At 72.6% G+C, this 13,504-nt stretch carries 13 protein-coding genes; 8 read left to right on the top strand and 5 right to left on the bottom strand.

Going from position 1 to position 13,504, the window contains the following annotated elements; translation table 11 throughout:
* The first annotated feature begins 9 nt into the window (after positions 1 to 9).
* The 4 genes from ACZ67M_RS13090 to ACZ67M_RS13075 are packed head-to-tail and all read left to right on the top strand — an operon-like array spanning position 10 to position 3,956.
* A complete protein-coding gene (locus ACZ67M_RS13090; protein ID WP_114531421.1) occupies positions 10 to 933 on the top strand; it encodes an ABC transporter permease in 924 nt (307 codons plus the stop codon).
* Positions 926 to 1,906 carry an ABC transporter permease gene (locus ACZ67M_RS13085; RefSeq protein ID WP_361352094.1) on the top strand — a complete coding sequence of 327 codons (981 nt, stop codon included), beginning with the start codon at positions 926 to 928 and terminating at the stop codon, positions 1,904 to 1,906. Before ACZ67M_RS13090 ends, ACZ67M_RS13085 begins: the two co-directional genes overlap by 8 nt.
* 9 nt (positions 1,907 to 1,915) lie before the next feature.
* The gene (locus ACZ67M_RS13080; RefSeq protein WP_122616062.1) at positions 1,916 to 2,899 is read left to right on the top strand and encodes an ABC transporter ATP-binding protein; all 984 of its coding nucleotides are present in this window, start codon (positions 1,916 to 1,918) and stop codon (positions 2,897 to 2,899) included.
* Positions 2,892 to 3,956, top strand: coding sequence for an ABC transporter ATP-binding protein (locus tag ACZ67M_RS13075; protein WP_361352088.1), 1,065 nt, complete (start codon positions 2,892 to 2,894; stop codon positions 3,954 to 3,956). Before ACZ67M_RS13080 ends, ACZ67M_RS13075 begins: the two co-directional genes overlap by 8 nt.
* Before the next feature lie 130 nt (positions 3,957 to 4,086).
* Here the strand turns inward: ACZ67M_RS13075 and ACZ67M_RS13070 are convergent, their stop codons facing one another.
* Positions 4,087 to 6,210 carry a S9 family peptidase gene (locus tag ACZ67M_RS13070; protein ID WP_469850875.1) on the bottom strand — a complete coding sequence of 708 codons (2,124 nt, stop codon included), beginning with the start codon at positions 6,208 to 6,210 and terminating at the stop codon, positions 4,087 to 4,089.
* 195 nt (positions 6,211 to 6,405) lie between these two features.
* Between ACZ67M_RS13070 and ACZ67M_RS13065 the strand changes: the two genes are divergently transcribed.
* The gene (locus ACZ67M_RS13065; protein WP_029393692.1) at positions 6,406 to 6,600 is read left to right on the top strand and encodes a hypothetical protein; all 195 of its coding nucleotides are present in this window, start codon (positions 6,406 to 6,408) and stop codon (positions 6,598 to 6,600) included.
* Here the strand turns inward: ACZ67M_RS13065 and ACZ67M_RS13060 are convergent.
* Together ACZ67M_RS13060 and ACZ67M_RS13055 are read right to left on the bottom strand one after the other, a co-directional pair.
* Positions 6,590 to 6,784 (bottom strand): DUF397 domain-containing protein, encoded by a 195-nt coding sequence (locus ACZ67M_RS13060; RefSeq protein WP_469850874.1) that lies wholly within the window; start codon positions 6,782 to 6,784, stop codon positions 6,590 to 6,592. The genes ACZ67M_RS13065 and ACZ67M_RS13060 overlap by 11 nt on opposite strands.
* On the bottom strand, positions 6,781 to 7,644 hold the full coding sequence (locus ACZ67M_RS13055; RefSeq protein WP_352152905.1) for a helix-turn-helix domain-containing protein: 864 nt from the start codon (positions 7,642 to 7,644) through the stop codon (positions 6,781 to 6,783). Before ACZ67M_RS13055 ends, ACZ67M_RS13060 begins: the two co-directional genes overlap by 4 nt.
* A gap of 131 nt (positions 7,645 to 7,775) precedes the next feature.
* Between ACZ67M_RS13055 and mshB the strand changes: the two genes are divergently transcribed.
* The 3 genes from mshB to ACZ67M_RS13040 all read left to right on the top strand — a co-directional run bounded on the left by mshB (position 7,776) and on the right by ACZ67M_RS13040 (position 11,507).
* Entirely contained in the window at positions 7,776 to 8,669 is an 894-nt protein-coding gene (gene mshB, locus ACZ67M_RS13050; RefSeq protein ID WP_469850872.1) for an N-acetyl-1-D-myo-inositol-2-amino-2-deoxy-alpha-D-glucopyranoside deacetylase, read from the top strand.
* Positions 8,666 to 9,088, top strand: coding sequence for a DUF6113 family protein (locus ACZ67M_RS13045; protein WP_469850870.1), 423 nt, complete (start codon positions 8,666 to 8,668; stop codon positions 9,086 to 9,088). The genes mshB and ACZ67M_RS13045 overlap by 4 nt, the downstream gene beginning before the upstream one ends.
* 157 nt (positions 9,089 to 9,245) lie before the next feature.
* Positions 9,246 to 11,507 (top strand): hypothetical protein, encoded by a 2,262-nt coding sequence (locus ACZ67M_RS13040; RefSeq protein WP_469850869.1) that lies wholly within the window; start codon positions 9,246 to 9,248, stop codon positions 11,505 to 11,507.
* Positions 11,508 to 11,632: 125 nt separating this feature from the next.
* Here ACZ67M_RS13040 and ACZ67M_RS13035 read toward each other — a convergent pair whose 3' ends face one another.
* On the bottom strand, positions 11,633 to 12,433 hold the full coding sequence (locus ACZ67M_RS13035; protein ID WP_469851337.1) for a transglutaminase-like domain-containing protein: 801 nt from the start codon (positions 12,431 to 12,433) through the stop codon (positions 11,633 to 11,635).
* 50 nt (positions 12,434 to 12,483) lie between these two features.
* Positions 12,484 to 13,494: a GNAT family N-acetyltransferase gene (locus ACZ67M_RS13030; protein ID WP_469850867.1), complete on the bottom strand. Its 1,011-nt coding sequence runs from the start codon at positions 13,492 to 13,494 to the stop codon at positions 12,484 to 12,486.
* Positions 13,495 to 13,504: the final 10 nt, after the last annotated feature.

Raw genomic sequence — 13,504 nt, 5'->3', positions numbered from 1 at the left:
GGGGGCGCCATGGGACGCTACGTCGTCCGGCGGCTGCTCCAGATGATCCCGGTCTTCATCGGGGCCACGCTGCTGATCTTCCTGATGGTCAACGTGATGGGCGACCCCATCGCGGGACTCTGCGGCGACCGGGAGTGCGACCCGGCCACCGCGGCCCAGCTGCGGAAGGAGTTCGGCCTCGACAAGCCCGTCTGGCAGCAGTACCTGACCTACATGGGCAACGTCTTCACCGGCGACTTCGGCACCGCCTTCAACGGCCAGCCGGTCACCGAGCTGATGGGGACGGCGTTCCCGGTCACCATCCGGCTCACGATCATCGCGATCCTCTTCGAGATCGTCGTCGGCATCGTCCTCGGCGTCGTCACCGGCCTGCGCCGCGGCCGCCCCGTCGACACCGGGGTGCTGCTGCTCACCCTGGTCGTCATCTCCGTGCCCACCTTCGTCACCGGCCTGCTGCTCCAGCTCCTCCTCGGCGTGAAGTGGGGCTGGATCGACCCGGCCGTCTCCTCGGAGGCGCCCTTCGACGAGCTGATCGTCCCCGGCCTGGTCCTCGCCTCGGTGTCCCTGGCCTACGTCACCCGCCTGACCCGCACCTCCATCGCGGAGAACCGGCGCTCCGACTACGTCCGCACCGCCATCGCCAAGGGCCTGCCGCGCCACCGGGTCATCACCCGGCACCTGCTGCGCAACTCCCTCATCCCCGTCGTCACCTTCATCGGCACCGACATCGGCGCCCTGATGGGCGGCGCCATCGTCACCGAGCGGATCTTCAACATCCACGGCGTCGGCTACCAGCTCTACCAGGGCATCCTGCGCCAGAACACGCAGACCGTGGTCGGCTTCGTCACCGTCCTGGTCCTCGTCTTCCTCGTCGCCAACCTCGTCGTCGACCTCCTGTACGCCGTACTCGACCCGAGGATCCGCTATGCCTGAACAGGAGCCCTACGAGCCCGAGCGCGCCATCGCGGGCACCGGCATGGGCGGCACCATGGACCTGGGCGCGAGCGAGGCCGTGACCCTGGAGAAGGCGCCGGGCCCCGACGGCGGCAGCCCGCAGGACAAGCCCCGCAGCCTCTGGTCCGACGCCTGGCACGACCTGCGCCGCAACCCCGTCTTCATCATCTCCGCGCTGGTGATCCTCTTCCTGGTCGTCATCTCCATCTGGCCGTCCCTGATCGCCTCCGGCAGCCCCCTCAAGTGCGACCTGGCCAAGGCACAGGAGGGCTCCCAGTCCGGCCACCCCTTCGGTTTCAACGGCCAGGGCTGCGACGTCTACACCCGCACCGTCTACGGCGCCCGCACGTCGGTGGCGGTCGGCGTCCTCGCCACCCTCGGGGTCGCCGTCCTCGGCAGCGTGCTCGGCGGGCTCGCCGGGTTCTTCGGCGGGGGAGGGGACGCGGTGCTGTCCCGGATCACCGACATCTTCTTCGCGATCCCGGTGGTCCTCGGCGGTCTGGTGCTGCTCTCCGTGATCACCAGCAACACGGTCTGGCCCGTCATCGGCTTCATCGTGCTGCTCGGCTGGCCGCAGATCTCCCGCATCGCCCGCGGCTCCGTCATCACCGCCAAGCAGAACGACTACGTGCAGGCGGCCCGCGCCCTCGGCGCCTCCAACTCCCGGCTGCTGCTGCGGCACATCGCGCCCAACGCCGTCGCCCCCGTCATCGTCGTGGCGACCATCGCGCTCGGCACCTACATCTCCCTGGAGGCGACCCTGTCCTTCCTCGGCGTCGGCCTGAAGCCGCCCAGCGTCTCCTGGGGCATCGACATCTCCGCCGCCGCCCCCTACGTCCGCAACGCCCCGCACGCCCTGCTGTGGCCGTCGGGCGCGCTGGCCATCACCGTCCTCGCGTTCATCATGCTCGGCGACGCGGTGCGCGACGCCCTCGACCCGAAGCTGAGGTGAGCCGGCGCCATGCTGCTCGAAGTGCGCGACCTGCACGTGGAGTTCCACACCCGGGACGGCGTCGCCAGAGCCGTCAACGGCGTCAGCTACGGCGTCGACGCGGGCGAGACCCTGGCCGTCCTCGGCGAGTCCGGCTCCGGCAAGTCCGTCACCGCCCAGACGATCATGGGCATCCTCGACATCCCGCCGGGCCGGATCACCTCCGGCGAGATCCTCTTCGAGGGCCGGGACCTGCTGAAGCTGAAGGAGGAGGAGCGCAGGAAGGTCCGCGGCGCCGAGATGGCGATGATCTTCCAGGACGCGCTGTCCTCGCTGAACCCCGTCCTGACCGTCGGCGACCAGCTCGGCGAGATGTTCACCGTGCACCGGGGCATGTCCCGCAAGGACGCCCGGGCCAAGGCCGTCGAGCTGATGGACCGGGTCCGCATCCCGGCCGCGAAGGAGCGGGTGCGGCAGTACCCGCACCAGTTCTCCGGCGGCATGCGCCAGCGGATCATGATCGCCATGGCGATGGCCCTGGAGCCCAAGCTGATCATCGCCGACGAACCGACCACCGCCCTCGACGTCACCGTCCAGGCCCAGGTCATGGACCTGCTCGCGGAACTCCAGCGCGAGCTGCACATGGGCCTCATCCTCATCACCCACGACCTGGGCGTGGTCGCCGACGTCGCCGACAAGATCGCCGTCATGTACGCGGGCCGCATCGTCGAGACCGCCCCGGTCCACGACATCTACAAGAACCCCGCCCACCCCTACACCCGCGGCCTGCTGGAGTCGATCCCGCGCCTGGACCAGAAGGGCCAGGAGCTGTACGCCATCAAGGGCCTGCCGCCCAACCTCACCCGCATCCCGCCCGGCTGCGCCTTCCACCCGCGCTGCCCGATGGCCCAGGACGTCTGCCGCACCGACGTACCGCCGCTGTACGACGTCACCGAGTCCGACGCGGAGCGGGGCAGCGCCTGCCACTTCTGGAGGGAGTGCCTGCATGGCTGAGCCGATCCTTCAGGTCACCGGCCTCGTCAAGCACTACCCGCTGACGACCGGCATCCTCTTCAAGAAGCAGGTCGGCGCGGTGAAGGCGGTCGACGGCGTCGACTTCCACCTCGACCGCGGCGAGACCCTCGGCATCGTCGGCGAGTCCGGCTGCGGCAAGTCCACGGTCGCCAAGATGCTGGTCAACCTGGAGAAGCCGACCGCCGGCGAGATCCGCTACAAGGGCGAGGACATCACCAAGCTGTCCGGCAAGGCCCTCAAGGCGGTCCGCCGGAACATCCAGATGGTCTTCCAGGACCCCTACACCTCCCTCAACCCCCGCATGACGGTCGGCGACATCATCGGGGAGGCCTACGACATCCACCCCGAGGTGGCGCCGAAGGGCGACCGGCGGGCCCGGGTCCAGCACCTCCTGGACGTGGTCGGCCTCAACCCGGAGTACATCAACCGCTACCCCCACCAGTTCTCCGGCGGCCAGCGCCAGCGCATCGGCATCGCGCGCGGCCTCGCCCTGCGCCCGGAGATCATCGTCGCCGACGAACCCGTCTCGGCCCTCGACGTCTCCGTCCAGGCCCAGGTGATCAACCTGATGGGCCGCCTCCAGGACGAGTTCGACCTGTCCTACATCTTCATCGCGCACGACCTGTCGATCGTCCGGCACATCTCCGACCGGGTCGGGGTGATGTACCTCGGCCGCATCGTGGAGACCGGCCGGGACGCCGAGATCTACGACCACCCGACCCACCCCTACACCCAGGCCCTGCTCTCCGCCGTCCCCGTCCCCGACCCGGACGCCCGCGAACACCGCGAACGCATCATCCTGGCCGGCGACGTCCCGTCCCCGACGAACATCCCCTCCGGCTGCCGCTTCCGCACCCGCTGCTGGAAGGCGCAGGAGCGCTGCGCGCTGGAGGTACCGGCCCTCGCCGTACCCGCCGAGTTCCGCTCGGTCTCCGGACCCGCGGCCCACGACTCGGCGTGCCACTTCGCGGAGGAGAAGCAGGTGGTGCCGCCCGAGACGGACGACGACGCCGGGCACGGCAGCGGGCCGGGGTGACATGGCGCTCCCCGGCCCGCTTACGGCACCCGCACGGCCGTACGCTGAACAGCCTCGCGCGTCCGTATATCGGAGCCGCTTCGGCGAAGTTGCCTGTGTGTTAAGCCGGTTGGCGTACGGGTGACGGGTCCTACGACGGTGCGGGCAGCGACCGCTTGAGGAAGTCGACCTGGAGCCGCAGCAGGTTCTCGGCGACCGATTCCTGCGGGGTCATGTGCGTGACGCCGGACAGCGGCAGCACCTCGTGCGGGCGGCCGGCTGCCAGCAGGGCCGAGGACAGGCGCAGGGAGTGCGCGACCACCACGTTGTCGTCCGCGAGCCCGTGGATGACCATCATCGGGCGGTGCGGCTCGGCGGCGTCCACCAGCCCGGCGTCGTCGATCACCGAGTTGCGCCGGTAGACGTCCGGCTGCTCGCCGGGGTCGCCGAGGTACCGCTCCTGGTAGTGGGTGTCGTAGAGCCGCAGGTCGGTGACCGGCGCCCCGACCACCGCCGCGTGGAAGACGTCCGGCCGGCGCAGGGCCGCCAGCGCCGCGAGGTAGCCGCCGAAGGACCAGCCGCGCACGGCGACCCGGTTCAGGTCCAGCGGGAAGTCGGCGGCGAGCGCCTGGAGCGCGTCGACCTGGTCCTGGAGCACGACCGCGGCCACGTCGTCCTTGATGGACTTCTCCCAGGCGGGGGAGTGCCCCGGCGTGCCCCGCCCGTCGGCGACGATCACCGCGAACCCCTGGTCGGCGAACCACTGCGAGGTGAGGTGGGCGTTGTGCGCCGCGACCACCCGCTGGCCGTGCGGGCCACCGTACGGGTCCAGGAGCACCGGGAGGAGGGTGTCACCGTGGTAGTCCGTTGGCATAAGCACGGCGCACGGGACAGCGCGTGCGCCCCCTCGGGTGAGTGTCACGCGCGGGGACAAACCGGGGTCTTCGGCGTACGAGGCGACGGTGGCCGCTGTCTTGCCGTCCCGCAGAACCCGCACCCGGGCACCCGGGTGGTCGAGCGTCGCGGTGACGAGAACGGACACGTCCCCGGAGTGCACCGCGGAGTGCACGCCGGGCTCCTGCGAGACGCGCTCCACGCCGAGTTCGTTCACCCGGTAGACGTGCACCTCGCCCGTCTCCGGGTCGGCCGCCTCGGCGCCCGCCGACGCCGAGACCAGCACGTCGTCGTCCCCGACGTCCAGCACCGCCCGCAGGTGCAACTGCCCGCCGGTCAGCAGCCGTTCACCGACCGCAAGCACGCGCGCACCGCCCTCGTCGGCGATCCGCACCAACTGCCCGGACGGGCTCCAGCAGGGCACGCCGGGGAAGAGTTCCAGCCAAATTGGATCTTCGTCGGCGTGCACCATCCGGGTCGTCCCGGACACCGTGTCCACGGCCAGGAACAACTGGCTGCGCTGGTCGCGCGCCTGTACGAGAAGGAGCGGCGCACCCGACGCTGACCAGTGCACTCGCGCCAGATACGGGTACCGCGCCCGGTCCCACAGAACCTCCGTGCGCCCCCCGTCGAGGCCGAGGACGAACAGTCGTACGTCCGCGTTGGCGGTGCCGGCCGCCGGGTACGGCACGTGTTGTGGATCACGCTCGGGGCGGGCCGGGTCGGAGATCCACCAGCGCTGCACGGGCGTGTCGTCCACCCGTGCCACCAGCAGCCGGTCCGAGTCCGGGCTCCACCAGAAGCCCCGGCTGCGGCCCATCTCCTCGGCGGCGATGAACTCGGCGAGCCCGTACGTGACGCCCTCGCCGTCCGCCTCGGCCAGGGCCCTGTCGCCGTCGCCGTCGGCGCCCACGACCCGCAGGCCGCCCCGCGCGGCATAGGCGATGTGCCGTCCGTCGGGGGAGGGGCGGGGGTCGATCACCGGTCCGGGCGTGGACAGTTCGCGGGCGGTGCCGGCCCGCAGCTGGGCCGCGAAGAGCCGCCCGGAGAGGGCGAAGGAGGCCAGCTCGACGGCCGAGTCGGTGGCGTAGCCGACGATGCCCGCACCTCCCTCGCGGCTGCGCTCGCGCCGTGCCCGTTCCTCGGGCGACAGGGCCTCCTCGGCACCGCCGAGCAGGGCCCGCGGGTCGGCGGCGACGCGCTCCGTGCCCCCGTCGACGTCGAGAACCCACAGGGAGTTGGCCCGGTCCGTGCCGGTGCCGGAGCGCAGGAAGGCGACCCGTGAACCGTCGGGCGCCACGGTGAACGAACGCGGCGCGCCGAGCGTGAACCGCTGGGTGCGGGCGTGCCGTTTGGGGAAGGAGTCGGACTCGGTCGTCATGCCTCGACCATATTGGCCATGCGCCCCCTTGTGCGGCCGTGCGCCGAGAGATGCGCGCGCACGGATAGTTATGATCACTAGCGCATAGTGGGTATCAACCAGGTGCCCGCAGCGTGGATTTATCTGCGTGCACTGTCCCAAGCTCCGACTGCGACCGACCCCCCATGTCCCTGGGCCCATTGGAGGTGAGCCGCCGTGGCACTCTCGATTTCGGCGGTTGTGCTGCTGGCGATCATCGTCTTCCTGCTGGTCAAGAAGTCCGGTCTGAAGGCGGGGCACGCGGTGGTGTGCATGCTGCTCGGCTTCTACCTGGCTTCCTCGACCGTCGCGCCCACGATCAGTGAGCTGACGACGAACATCGCGGGGATGATCGGGAGCATCAACTTCTGACGGCGGCCACGAAGTCGGTCCAGGCCCCTGGCGTCAGCGCGAGCCGGGGGCCGGCGTCCGGGCGGTTCTTGGAGTCGCGGACGTGGACGGCGCGGGGTTCGAGGGCGACCTCCACGCAGGAGTCGCCCTCGCTGCTGCTGCTGTAGCTGCTCTTGAACCACGCGAGATCGTTCTTGCGGGTCATGTCTCCCCCAGCAGTCGTTCGATGAACGCGGCCGACTCACGCGGCGTGAAGGCCTGCGCCCGGATGATCCCATACCGGAGTTCCAGGATACGTAGCTGCCTGGGGTCCGAGACCGGACGGCCGAAGGCGACCACGGGGGAACGTCCGACCATCGAGCCGTCCTGGAACTTGAGTACCTCGATGCCGCCCGCCAGGCCTGCGTGCTCCTCGCGGTCCATCGGCATGACCTGCAACTCGACGCTCCTCGACTGCCCGATCTCCAGCAGGTGCTCAAGCTGGCCGCGCAGGTTCGCCCTGCCGCCCAGTGGACGCCTCAGCGTCCACTCCTCAAGGACGAAGCTCAGCTCGGGCGCCGGATCCCGGTCGAAGACCGCCTTCCGGGCGACGCGCGCGGCGATGAACCGCTCCACCTCGTCCGCCGAGTACGCGGGGCGGCGCATCAGCAGCAGCCCTCGTGCGTACTCGGGAGTCTGCAACAACCCATGCACGTTCAACGGGTCGTACAGCTGAAGCTCCACCGCCCGCGCCTCCATCTGCGCGAGATCCCGTACCTTCTTCGGATACCGGACCCTCCGTACGTCCTCCTTCATCGCCGAGATGAGTCCGCCCGCGTCCAGCACGCGGTCCGCCGTGTCCAGGTAGTCGAGCCGGGGGATCCGCTTCCCGCCCTCGACCTTGTAGACCAGGTCCTCCCCGTACCCGACCGCCACCGCGAAGTCGGCGGCCCGCATGCCCGCCGCCTCGCGCCGCAGCTTCAGCTGCCGGCCCACCGTCGCGATCACGGCGAGTGCCCAGTCGTCGTTGGGGTCCACCTCCCACCCCGGCTCGTCCACCTGTTCCGTCTCGACGTCCACCGACATGTCGCGCCCCTCCCTACTCCCGTGCCGTACCGCCACGCCTTACCCGGGGCAACGCACGGACAGCCCGGACGGCACTGGACAAGCCCTGGACAGTTACGAGAACGGGGGCGCGGCCTCATAGGGTGGCCCCCATGAAGGCACTCCCCGCTCGGCGTCTGCTGCTGGTGCACGCGCACCCGGACGACGAGTCGATCAACAACGGCGTCACCATGGCCAGGTACGCCGCCGAAGGCGCCCACGTGACGCTGGTGACCTGCACCCTCGGTGAGCGGGGGGAGGTCATCCCGCCCGAGCTGGCGCACCTGTCCGGTGCCGCCCTGGGCGGACACCGCAGGGGTGAGCTGGCGGACGCGATGCGCGCCCTCGGCGTGGAGGACTTCCGGCTGCTCGGCGGGCCGGGCCGGTTCGCGGATTCCGGGATGATGGGCCTGCCCGACAACGACGACCCCGGCTGCCTGTGGCGGGCGGACCTCGACGAGGCCGCCGCGCTCCTCGTCGAGGTGATCCGCGAGGTACGTCCCCAGGTGCTCGTCACCTACGACCCCGACGGCGGCTACGGCCACCCCGACCACATCCAGGCCCACCGCATCGCCATGCGGGCGGTGGAACTGGCGGCCGAGGCGGGCTGCCCGGTGGAGAAGGTGTACTGGAACCGCGTCCCGCGCTCCCGCGTCGAGGACGACTTCGCACGCCTCCGTGCCGACCTGCCGGGCACGCCGTTCGACAGGGCGGCCGGCGTCGAGGACGTACCGGGCGTCGTCGACGACGGGAAGATCACCACCGAGATCCGCGGCGAGGGCACCGCGTACGCCGCCGCCAAGGCCGCCGCGATGAGCGCCCACGCCACGCAGATCACGGTCGCCGGACCGTACTTCATCCTCTCCAACGACCTGGCCCAGCCGGTCCTCACCACCGAGTACTACGAACTCGTGCGGGGCGAGCGGGCCGGTGAGGGGCGGGAGAGCGACCTCTTCGCCGGGATCGGGACCGGAACGGGGACCCACGAGACAGAGGAGGCGTCGTGAGCGGACGCACCCCGCCGACCACCTTGGCGCTGGCCGAGCCCCTGCGCCCGCCCTCGCTCGGCCGCGCCGCCCTCTACGCGGGGCTCTTCGTACTCGGCGCCGTCATCGGCGCCGCCGGGGCGCTGCTCCAGCCGGCCTGGTTCCCCGGAGGGCTGCTGCTGGCCCTGGCCGCCGAGGCCGGGCTGTGTCTCGGGGCGGGCCGTGCCGTGGGACGCCGGGGCGGCGCCGTCGCGCCGGCCGCCGGCTGGGCGCTCGCCGTGGTGCTGCTCACCACCAGCCGCCCCGAGGGCGACTTCGTGTTCGCCGCGGGGATCGGCTCCTATCTCTTCCTGCTCGGCGGCATCGCGGTTGCTGTGATGTGCGCCACCCTCGCGCCGGTGAGGCAACCGGACGGCGACGCCGCCCGACTTCGCAAGTGACGTACTACTTCGCCATAGCGTGCTCGTGCGAGTCCCGTGTGGGTTTCCCCGGCGGTCACGGGATACGCGTGAGAAGTGGCCAGTATGGTGGTGCGCGCCGCCGAGCCGCCCGCTCCGAAGGGGTGACGGGCGGCGGAGCCAACCGGGAGAACCTGCCTTGAGTCGTGAAACTGACAGTTCGTCCTCCGGGCCCCACGGGCGCGGCGGAGCCGCGTACCCGTCGGGCACCCCGCCCTACGGGACACCCACGGCTTCCGACGCCGGTGCGGACGCGGGCCGTTCGGCCGCGCGACCGGAGGAGCGCAAGACCGAGACGACGCTGACGACCCGTATCCGGATCAACATCCCCGGGTCGCGGCCCATCCCGCCCGTCGTCGTGCGCAAGCCCGTCACGGACGCCGAGGGCGGCGCGGGCGACGCGGAGACGACGGCCGAACAGCCCGCGCCCAGCGCGGCCGCGCCCACGAGCGCGCCCGAGGCTCCCGCCGAGCCCGCAGGGTCCGCCGAGGAGAAGCCGACCAGCGACTGGTTCGCGCCCCGCAAGTCCGGTCCCGGCAAGGGTACTCAGGGCGGCGGATCCACCAACGGCGCCGGTCTGCCCGGCGGTTCCGGCCCGGCCCCCGGTGCCCCGGCCGGCACACCCGGCGCGGCCCCGTCCGGTGCCGGTGCGTCCGGTGCCGGTGCGCGTCCGGGGGGCGGCAGCGGCCGTCCCGGTGGCGTCGTCGGCTCCATGAACGTGCCCGGCGGCTCCCGGCCCGGCTCCACGAACGGCGCCGGTCTCCCCGGGGCGACCGGCGGTCCCGTGGCGCCCGGCCACGGCGGAGGCACCGGTTCCTTCGACGTGACCGAGGCGCTGGCGGCCGGACCGCTCGGCGGCAACGGCGCCCGCCCCGGCACCGGCCCCGGCGGCGAGCCGCGCCGCGACGACCTGCCGTACTTCTCCGGCGACGGACCGGGCACCCAGGGCGGCGGCCCGAACGGGCAGTCCCCCTACGGAGGCGGCCCGGGTGGCCCCGCGGGTCCGACCGGCGGCCCGGTCACCGGGGAGGGCCGGCTCTCGCCGCCCCCGGTGGGCGACCTCGGCGACCTCGGCGACTTCGGCGCCCCCGGGGCGGCCGCGGGGACCGGAGCGCCCCCGGCACAGCGCGGTCCCGCGCCGGCCGGTGTGCGGGGCCCGGGAGGTCCCGCCGCCCCAGGTCCCGCCGCCCCCGGCAGGACGCAGGGCCCCGGCGGCGGGCTCAGCGACGACACCGCGATCCTCACCCCGCAGAAGCCGGCCCCCGAGCCGGGCACGCCGGGCTACGGCAACCCGGACAACATCTCCGGCAACACCGTCACCAGCGGCATCCCCGTCGTACCGAGCGAGCGCACCGCGCCGTTCCAGGGCCCCGGCGGCGACGGACCCCTGCCGCACACGCCCCCCAAGCTGCCCGAACCGGTCTCCACGCCCCCGGCCGGCTCCGCCAAGCCCGCCAAGAAGAAGGGGCGCGGCAAGCTGCCGCTGCTCGTCGGCGGCGTGGTCGTGGTCGCCGGTGTCACCTACGGCGCCGGCCTGCTGATGAACCGCTCCGACGTGCCCAAGGGCACCACCGTGCTCGGCGTCGACATCGGCGGCGGCACCCGCGACGACGCCGTCGAGAAGCTGGACGACACCCTCGCCGCCCGCGCGGGCAAGCCGCTGAAGCTAACGGTGGGCGGCGAGACCGTCTCCCTCAAGCCGGACCAGGCCGGGCTCCAGCTCGACTCGCAGGCCACCGCCAGCTCGGCGGCGAAGAGCGACTACAACCCGGTCTCCGTCATCGGCTCGCTCTTCGGCCAGAAGCGGGTCGTCGAGCCGGTCATGCCGGTCGACGAGGAGAAGCTGCACGCCGCCCTGGAGGACGCGGCGGGCGGCGCCGGGTCCGTGACCGAGGGCACGATCAAGTTCGAGTCCGGCAGGGCCGTGCCGGTCTACGGCAAGGCGGGCAACGGCATCGACGTCGCCAAGTCGACCGAGTCCGTGCAGGCGGCGTACCGCGCCCAGGTGGAGACCGGCACCGCGGCCGCGGTGAGCGTGCCGACGACCACCCAGCAGCCGACGGTCTCCAAGGCCGAGGTCGACCGGATGCTGAAGGAGTTCGCCGAGCCGGCCATGTCGGGCATAGTGACGGTCCGGGCGAGCGGCGCCGAGGTCAAGTTCAGCCCCGAGAAGTCGCTCTGGAAGTTCCTCGGTGTCACGGCCGTCGGCGGCAAGCTGGTCGACAAGCCCGACCTGAACGCCCTCAAGGGCCTCTACGGCCAGACGTTCGACGGCGTGCTCATCACCCGCGCCAACGGCAAGAAGACGGCCGTCACGCCCGAGGACGTCTACGGCGCCCTGCGCCAGGCCCTGAAGAGCAAGACCGACCGGGTGGCCGTCATCGAGACCAACCCGAGCTGACGCACCACTCCACGAGGGGGGCGCGGGGCGCCCCGAAAGGGGCGCGGGGAACTGCGCGACCAGCCACGTCGCACGCGGCAGTCGCACGACAACGGACGCTCCACGGCGCGTAGGCGAAACGAACCTCAGTTCAGCATCGCCCGCGCCGCCCGCGCCTCCCCCCGAACCTCTTCCGCGACCTCCTCGTCCACCGCCCCCACGACCTCGGCGTACGCCTCCAACTCCCCGGCCCCCGCCGAGAACTCCCCCCGCCCCACCAACAACCGCGCCCGCTCGTACCGCAACCGCGCCGCATGCGCCGGCAGCAGCAGCGCCAGCTCGACCGCCCACAGCCCGACCGCGGACTCCTCGGGCCGGCCCGCCGCCCACGCCCGGATGTTGTTCAGCACCCGCGCCACCACCTCCAACGGCGCCGCGGGCTCCACCATCGACGGCCGCAGCCCCGCCCCCGTCGCCCCGGCGACCAGCGCCTCCGCGTCCCCGCCGCCGAGCACCCGGCCGCCGTCGAACGGGTCGGCGAGCACCCGTTCCTCCTCCGGCCCGAACCCGACCACGAAGTGCCCCGGCAAGGCGACCCCGTACACCGGCGCCCCCGCCCGCCGGGCGACCTCCAGCCACACCACCGACAGCATGATCGGCAACCCGCGCCGCCGCCGCAGCACCTCGTGCAGCAGGGACGACTCCAGCCGCTGGTAGTCCGCGGCGACCCCGTGGAACCCGTACCGCTCGCCGAGCAGATCCCGCAGCGCCACCGCCCAGGCCCGCGGCGAACCCGGCCGGAAGGGCAGCTCCCCGGCCAGCCGGTCCAGCTCCACCTGCGCGGCGTCGAGCCCCGCCTCGTCCAGCGCCCCGTCCGCCTCCGCGCCCAGCAGCAGGAGCAGCGTGGCCAGGTCGGGCCGCTCGGACCGCGCCTCCTCGGCGAACATCCGCCGCACCTCGGCGGAGCGCTCCGGCGAGGGCGGCCGCACGTGCCCCGTCACGGCGTCGCCGTCCCGGCGTCCGCGGGCTCCCGGTAGTGGTGGTAGGCGTGATGCGCCGAGAAGCCCATCCCGGCGTACAGCGCCCGCGCCCCCGCGTTCTCCGTCTCCACCTGGAGCCACGCCGCCGACGCGCCCTCGTCCAGCGCTCGCTTGGCCAGCGCGGCCATCACGGCGGTCGCGAGCCCCCGGCGCCGCTGCGCGGGGTCGACCTCGACGGCCGCGAAGGAGGCCCACCGTCCGTCCACCACACAGCGCCCGATGGCGGCCGGGGCGTCCGCGCCGGGCACCGTGGCGAACCACACCGACGGGCCGCCGCCCAGCACCCGCAGGGCCACCTCGCTGACGCCCTTGCGCTGGTAGCGGGCCAGCCACGCCTCGTCCGCGTCCCGGGACAGGACCACGCCGGCGCCCTCGGTCAGGTCGGCCACCGGCGCCAGGGCGCCGGTCCACACCTCGGCCGACACCTCACGCACCCAGCCCCTGCGCTCCAGCTCCGCGCACAGCCGCTCCTGGGTGCCCTCCGCACCGGTGGCGGTCTGCACGAACGCGGGCAGCCCGCGCGCGCCGTACCAGCGTCGTACGGCGCTCAGCGCGTCGTCGAGCGGCAGCCCCGGATCGCCGAGCGGGAGCACGGAGTTGGCCCGCCGCGTGAACCCGGCCGCCGCCCGCAGCTGCCACTCGCCGAGCCACTCGCTCTCGACGGGCGGCCAGGCCCGCGCCGCGATCCGCGCCAGCTCCTCGTACGACGCGGCGGGACCGCGCCGGCGCGCTGGCGCGGGCGGCACGACCTTCCCGGCGACGAGCGCGGACTCGGCGATACGCACGGTCTCGCCACTCTTTCGTGTGATCAGCAGCACACCGTCGGTCCAGGATGTGAGAACGCCGACCGTGTCGGTGAACTTCTCAAGCGAGCCACCCGCTTCGCTCAAGCGGCGGACGGAGACTCGTTTGCCCACGTCAGCAGTGGTGATACGGACCTCAAGACGCCCGGCGGCAGAGATTTCCACGGGTCTGTCC

This window comes from Streptomyces sp. NPDC107500 (assembly GCF_055582785.1).
This window is presented reverse-complemented; position numbering and strand designations above follow the sequence as displayed.

Coding starts and splice junctions, on each gene's coding strand:
- ACZ67M_RS13060 (WP_469850874.1), bottom strand. CDS start 6,784: ATGACCCGCAAGAACGATCTCGCGTGGTTCAAGAGCAGCTACAGCAGC.
- ACZ67M_RS13075 (WP_361352088.1), top strand. CDS start 2,892: ATGGCTGAGCCGATCCTTCAGGTCACCGGCCTCGTCAAGCACTACCCG.
- ACZ67M_RS13085 (WP_361352094.1), top strand. CDS start 926: ATGCCTGAACAGGAGCCCTACGAGCCCGAGCGCGCCATCGCGGGCACC.
- mshB (WP_469850872.1), top strand. CDS start 7,776: ATGAAGGCACTCCCCGCTCGGCGTCTGCTGCTGGTGCACGCGCACCCG.
- ACZ67M_RS13070 (WP_469850875.1), bottom strand. CDS start 6,210: ATGACGACCGAGTCCGACTCCTTCCCCAAACGGCACGCCCGCACCCAG.
- ACZ67M_RS13080 (WP_122616062.1), top strand. CDS start 1,916: ATGCTGCTCGAAGTGCGCGACCTGCACGTGGAGTTCCACACCCGGGAC.
- ACZ67M_RS13035 (WP_469851337.1), bottom strand. CDS start 12,433: ATGTTCGCCGAGGAGGCGCGGTCCGAGCGGCCCGACCTGGCCACGCTG.
- ACZ67M_RS13090 (WP_114531421.1), top strand. CDS start 10: ATGGGACGCTACGTCGTCCGGCGGCTGCTCCAGATGATCCCGGTCTTC.
- ACZ67M_RS13055 (WP_352152905.1), bottom strand. CDS start 7,644: ATGTCGGTGGACGTCGAGACGGAACAGGTGGACGAGCCGGGGTGGGAG.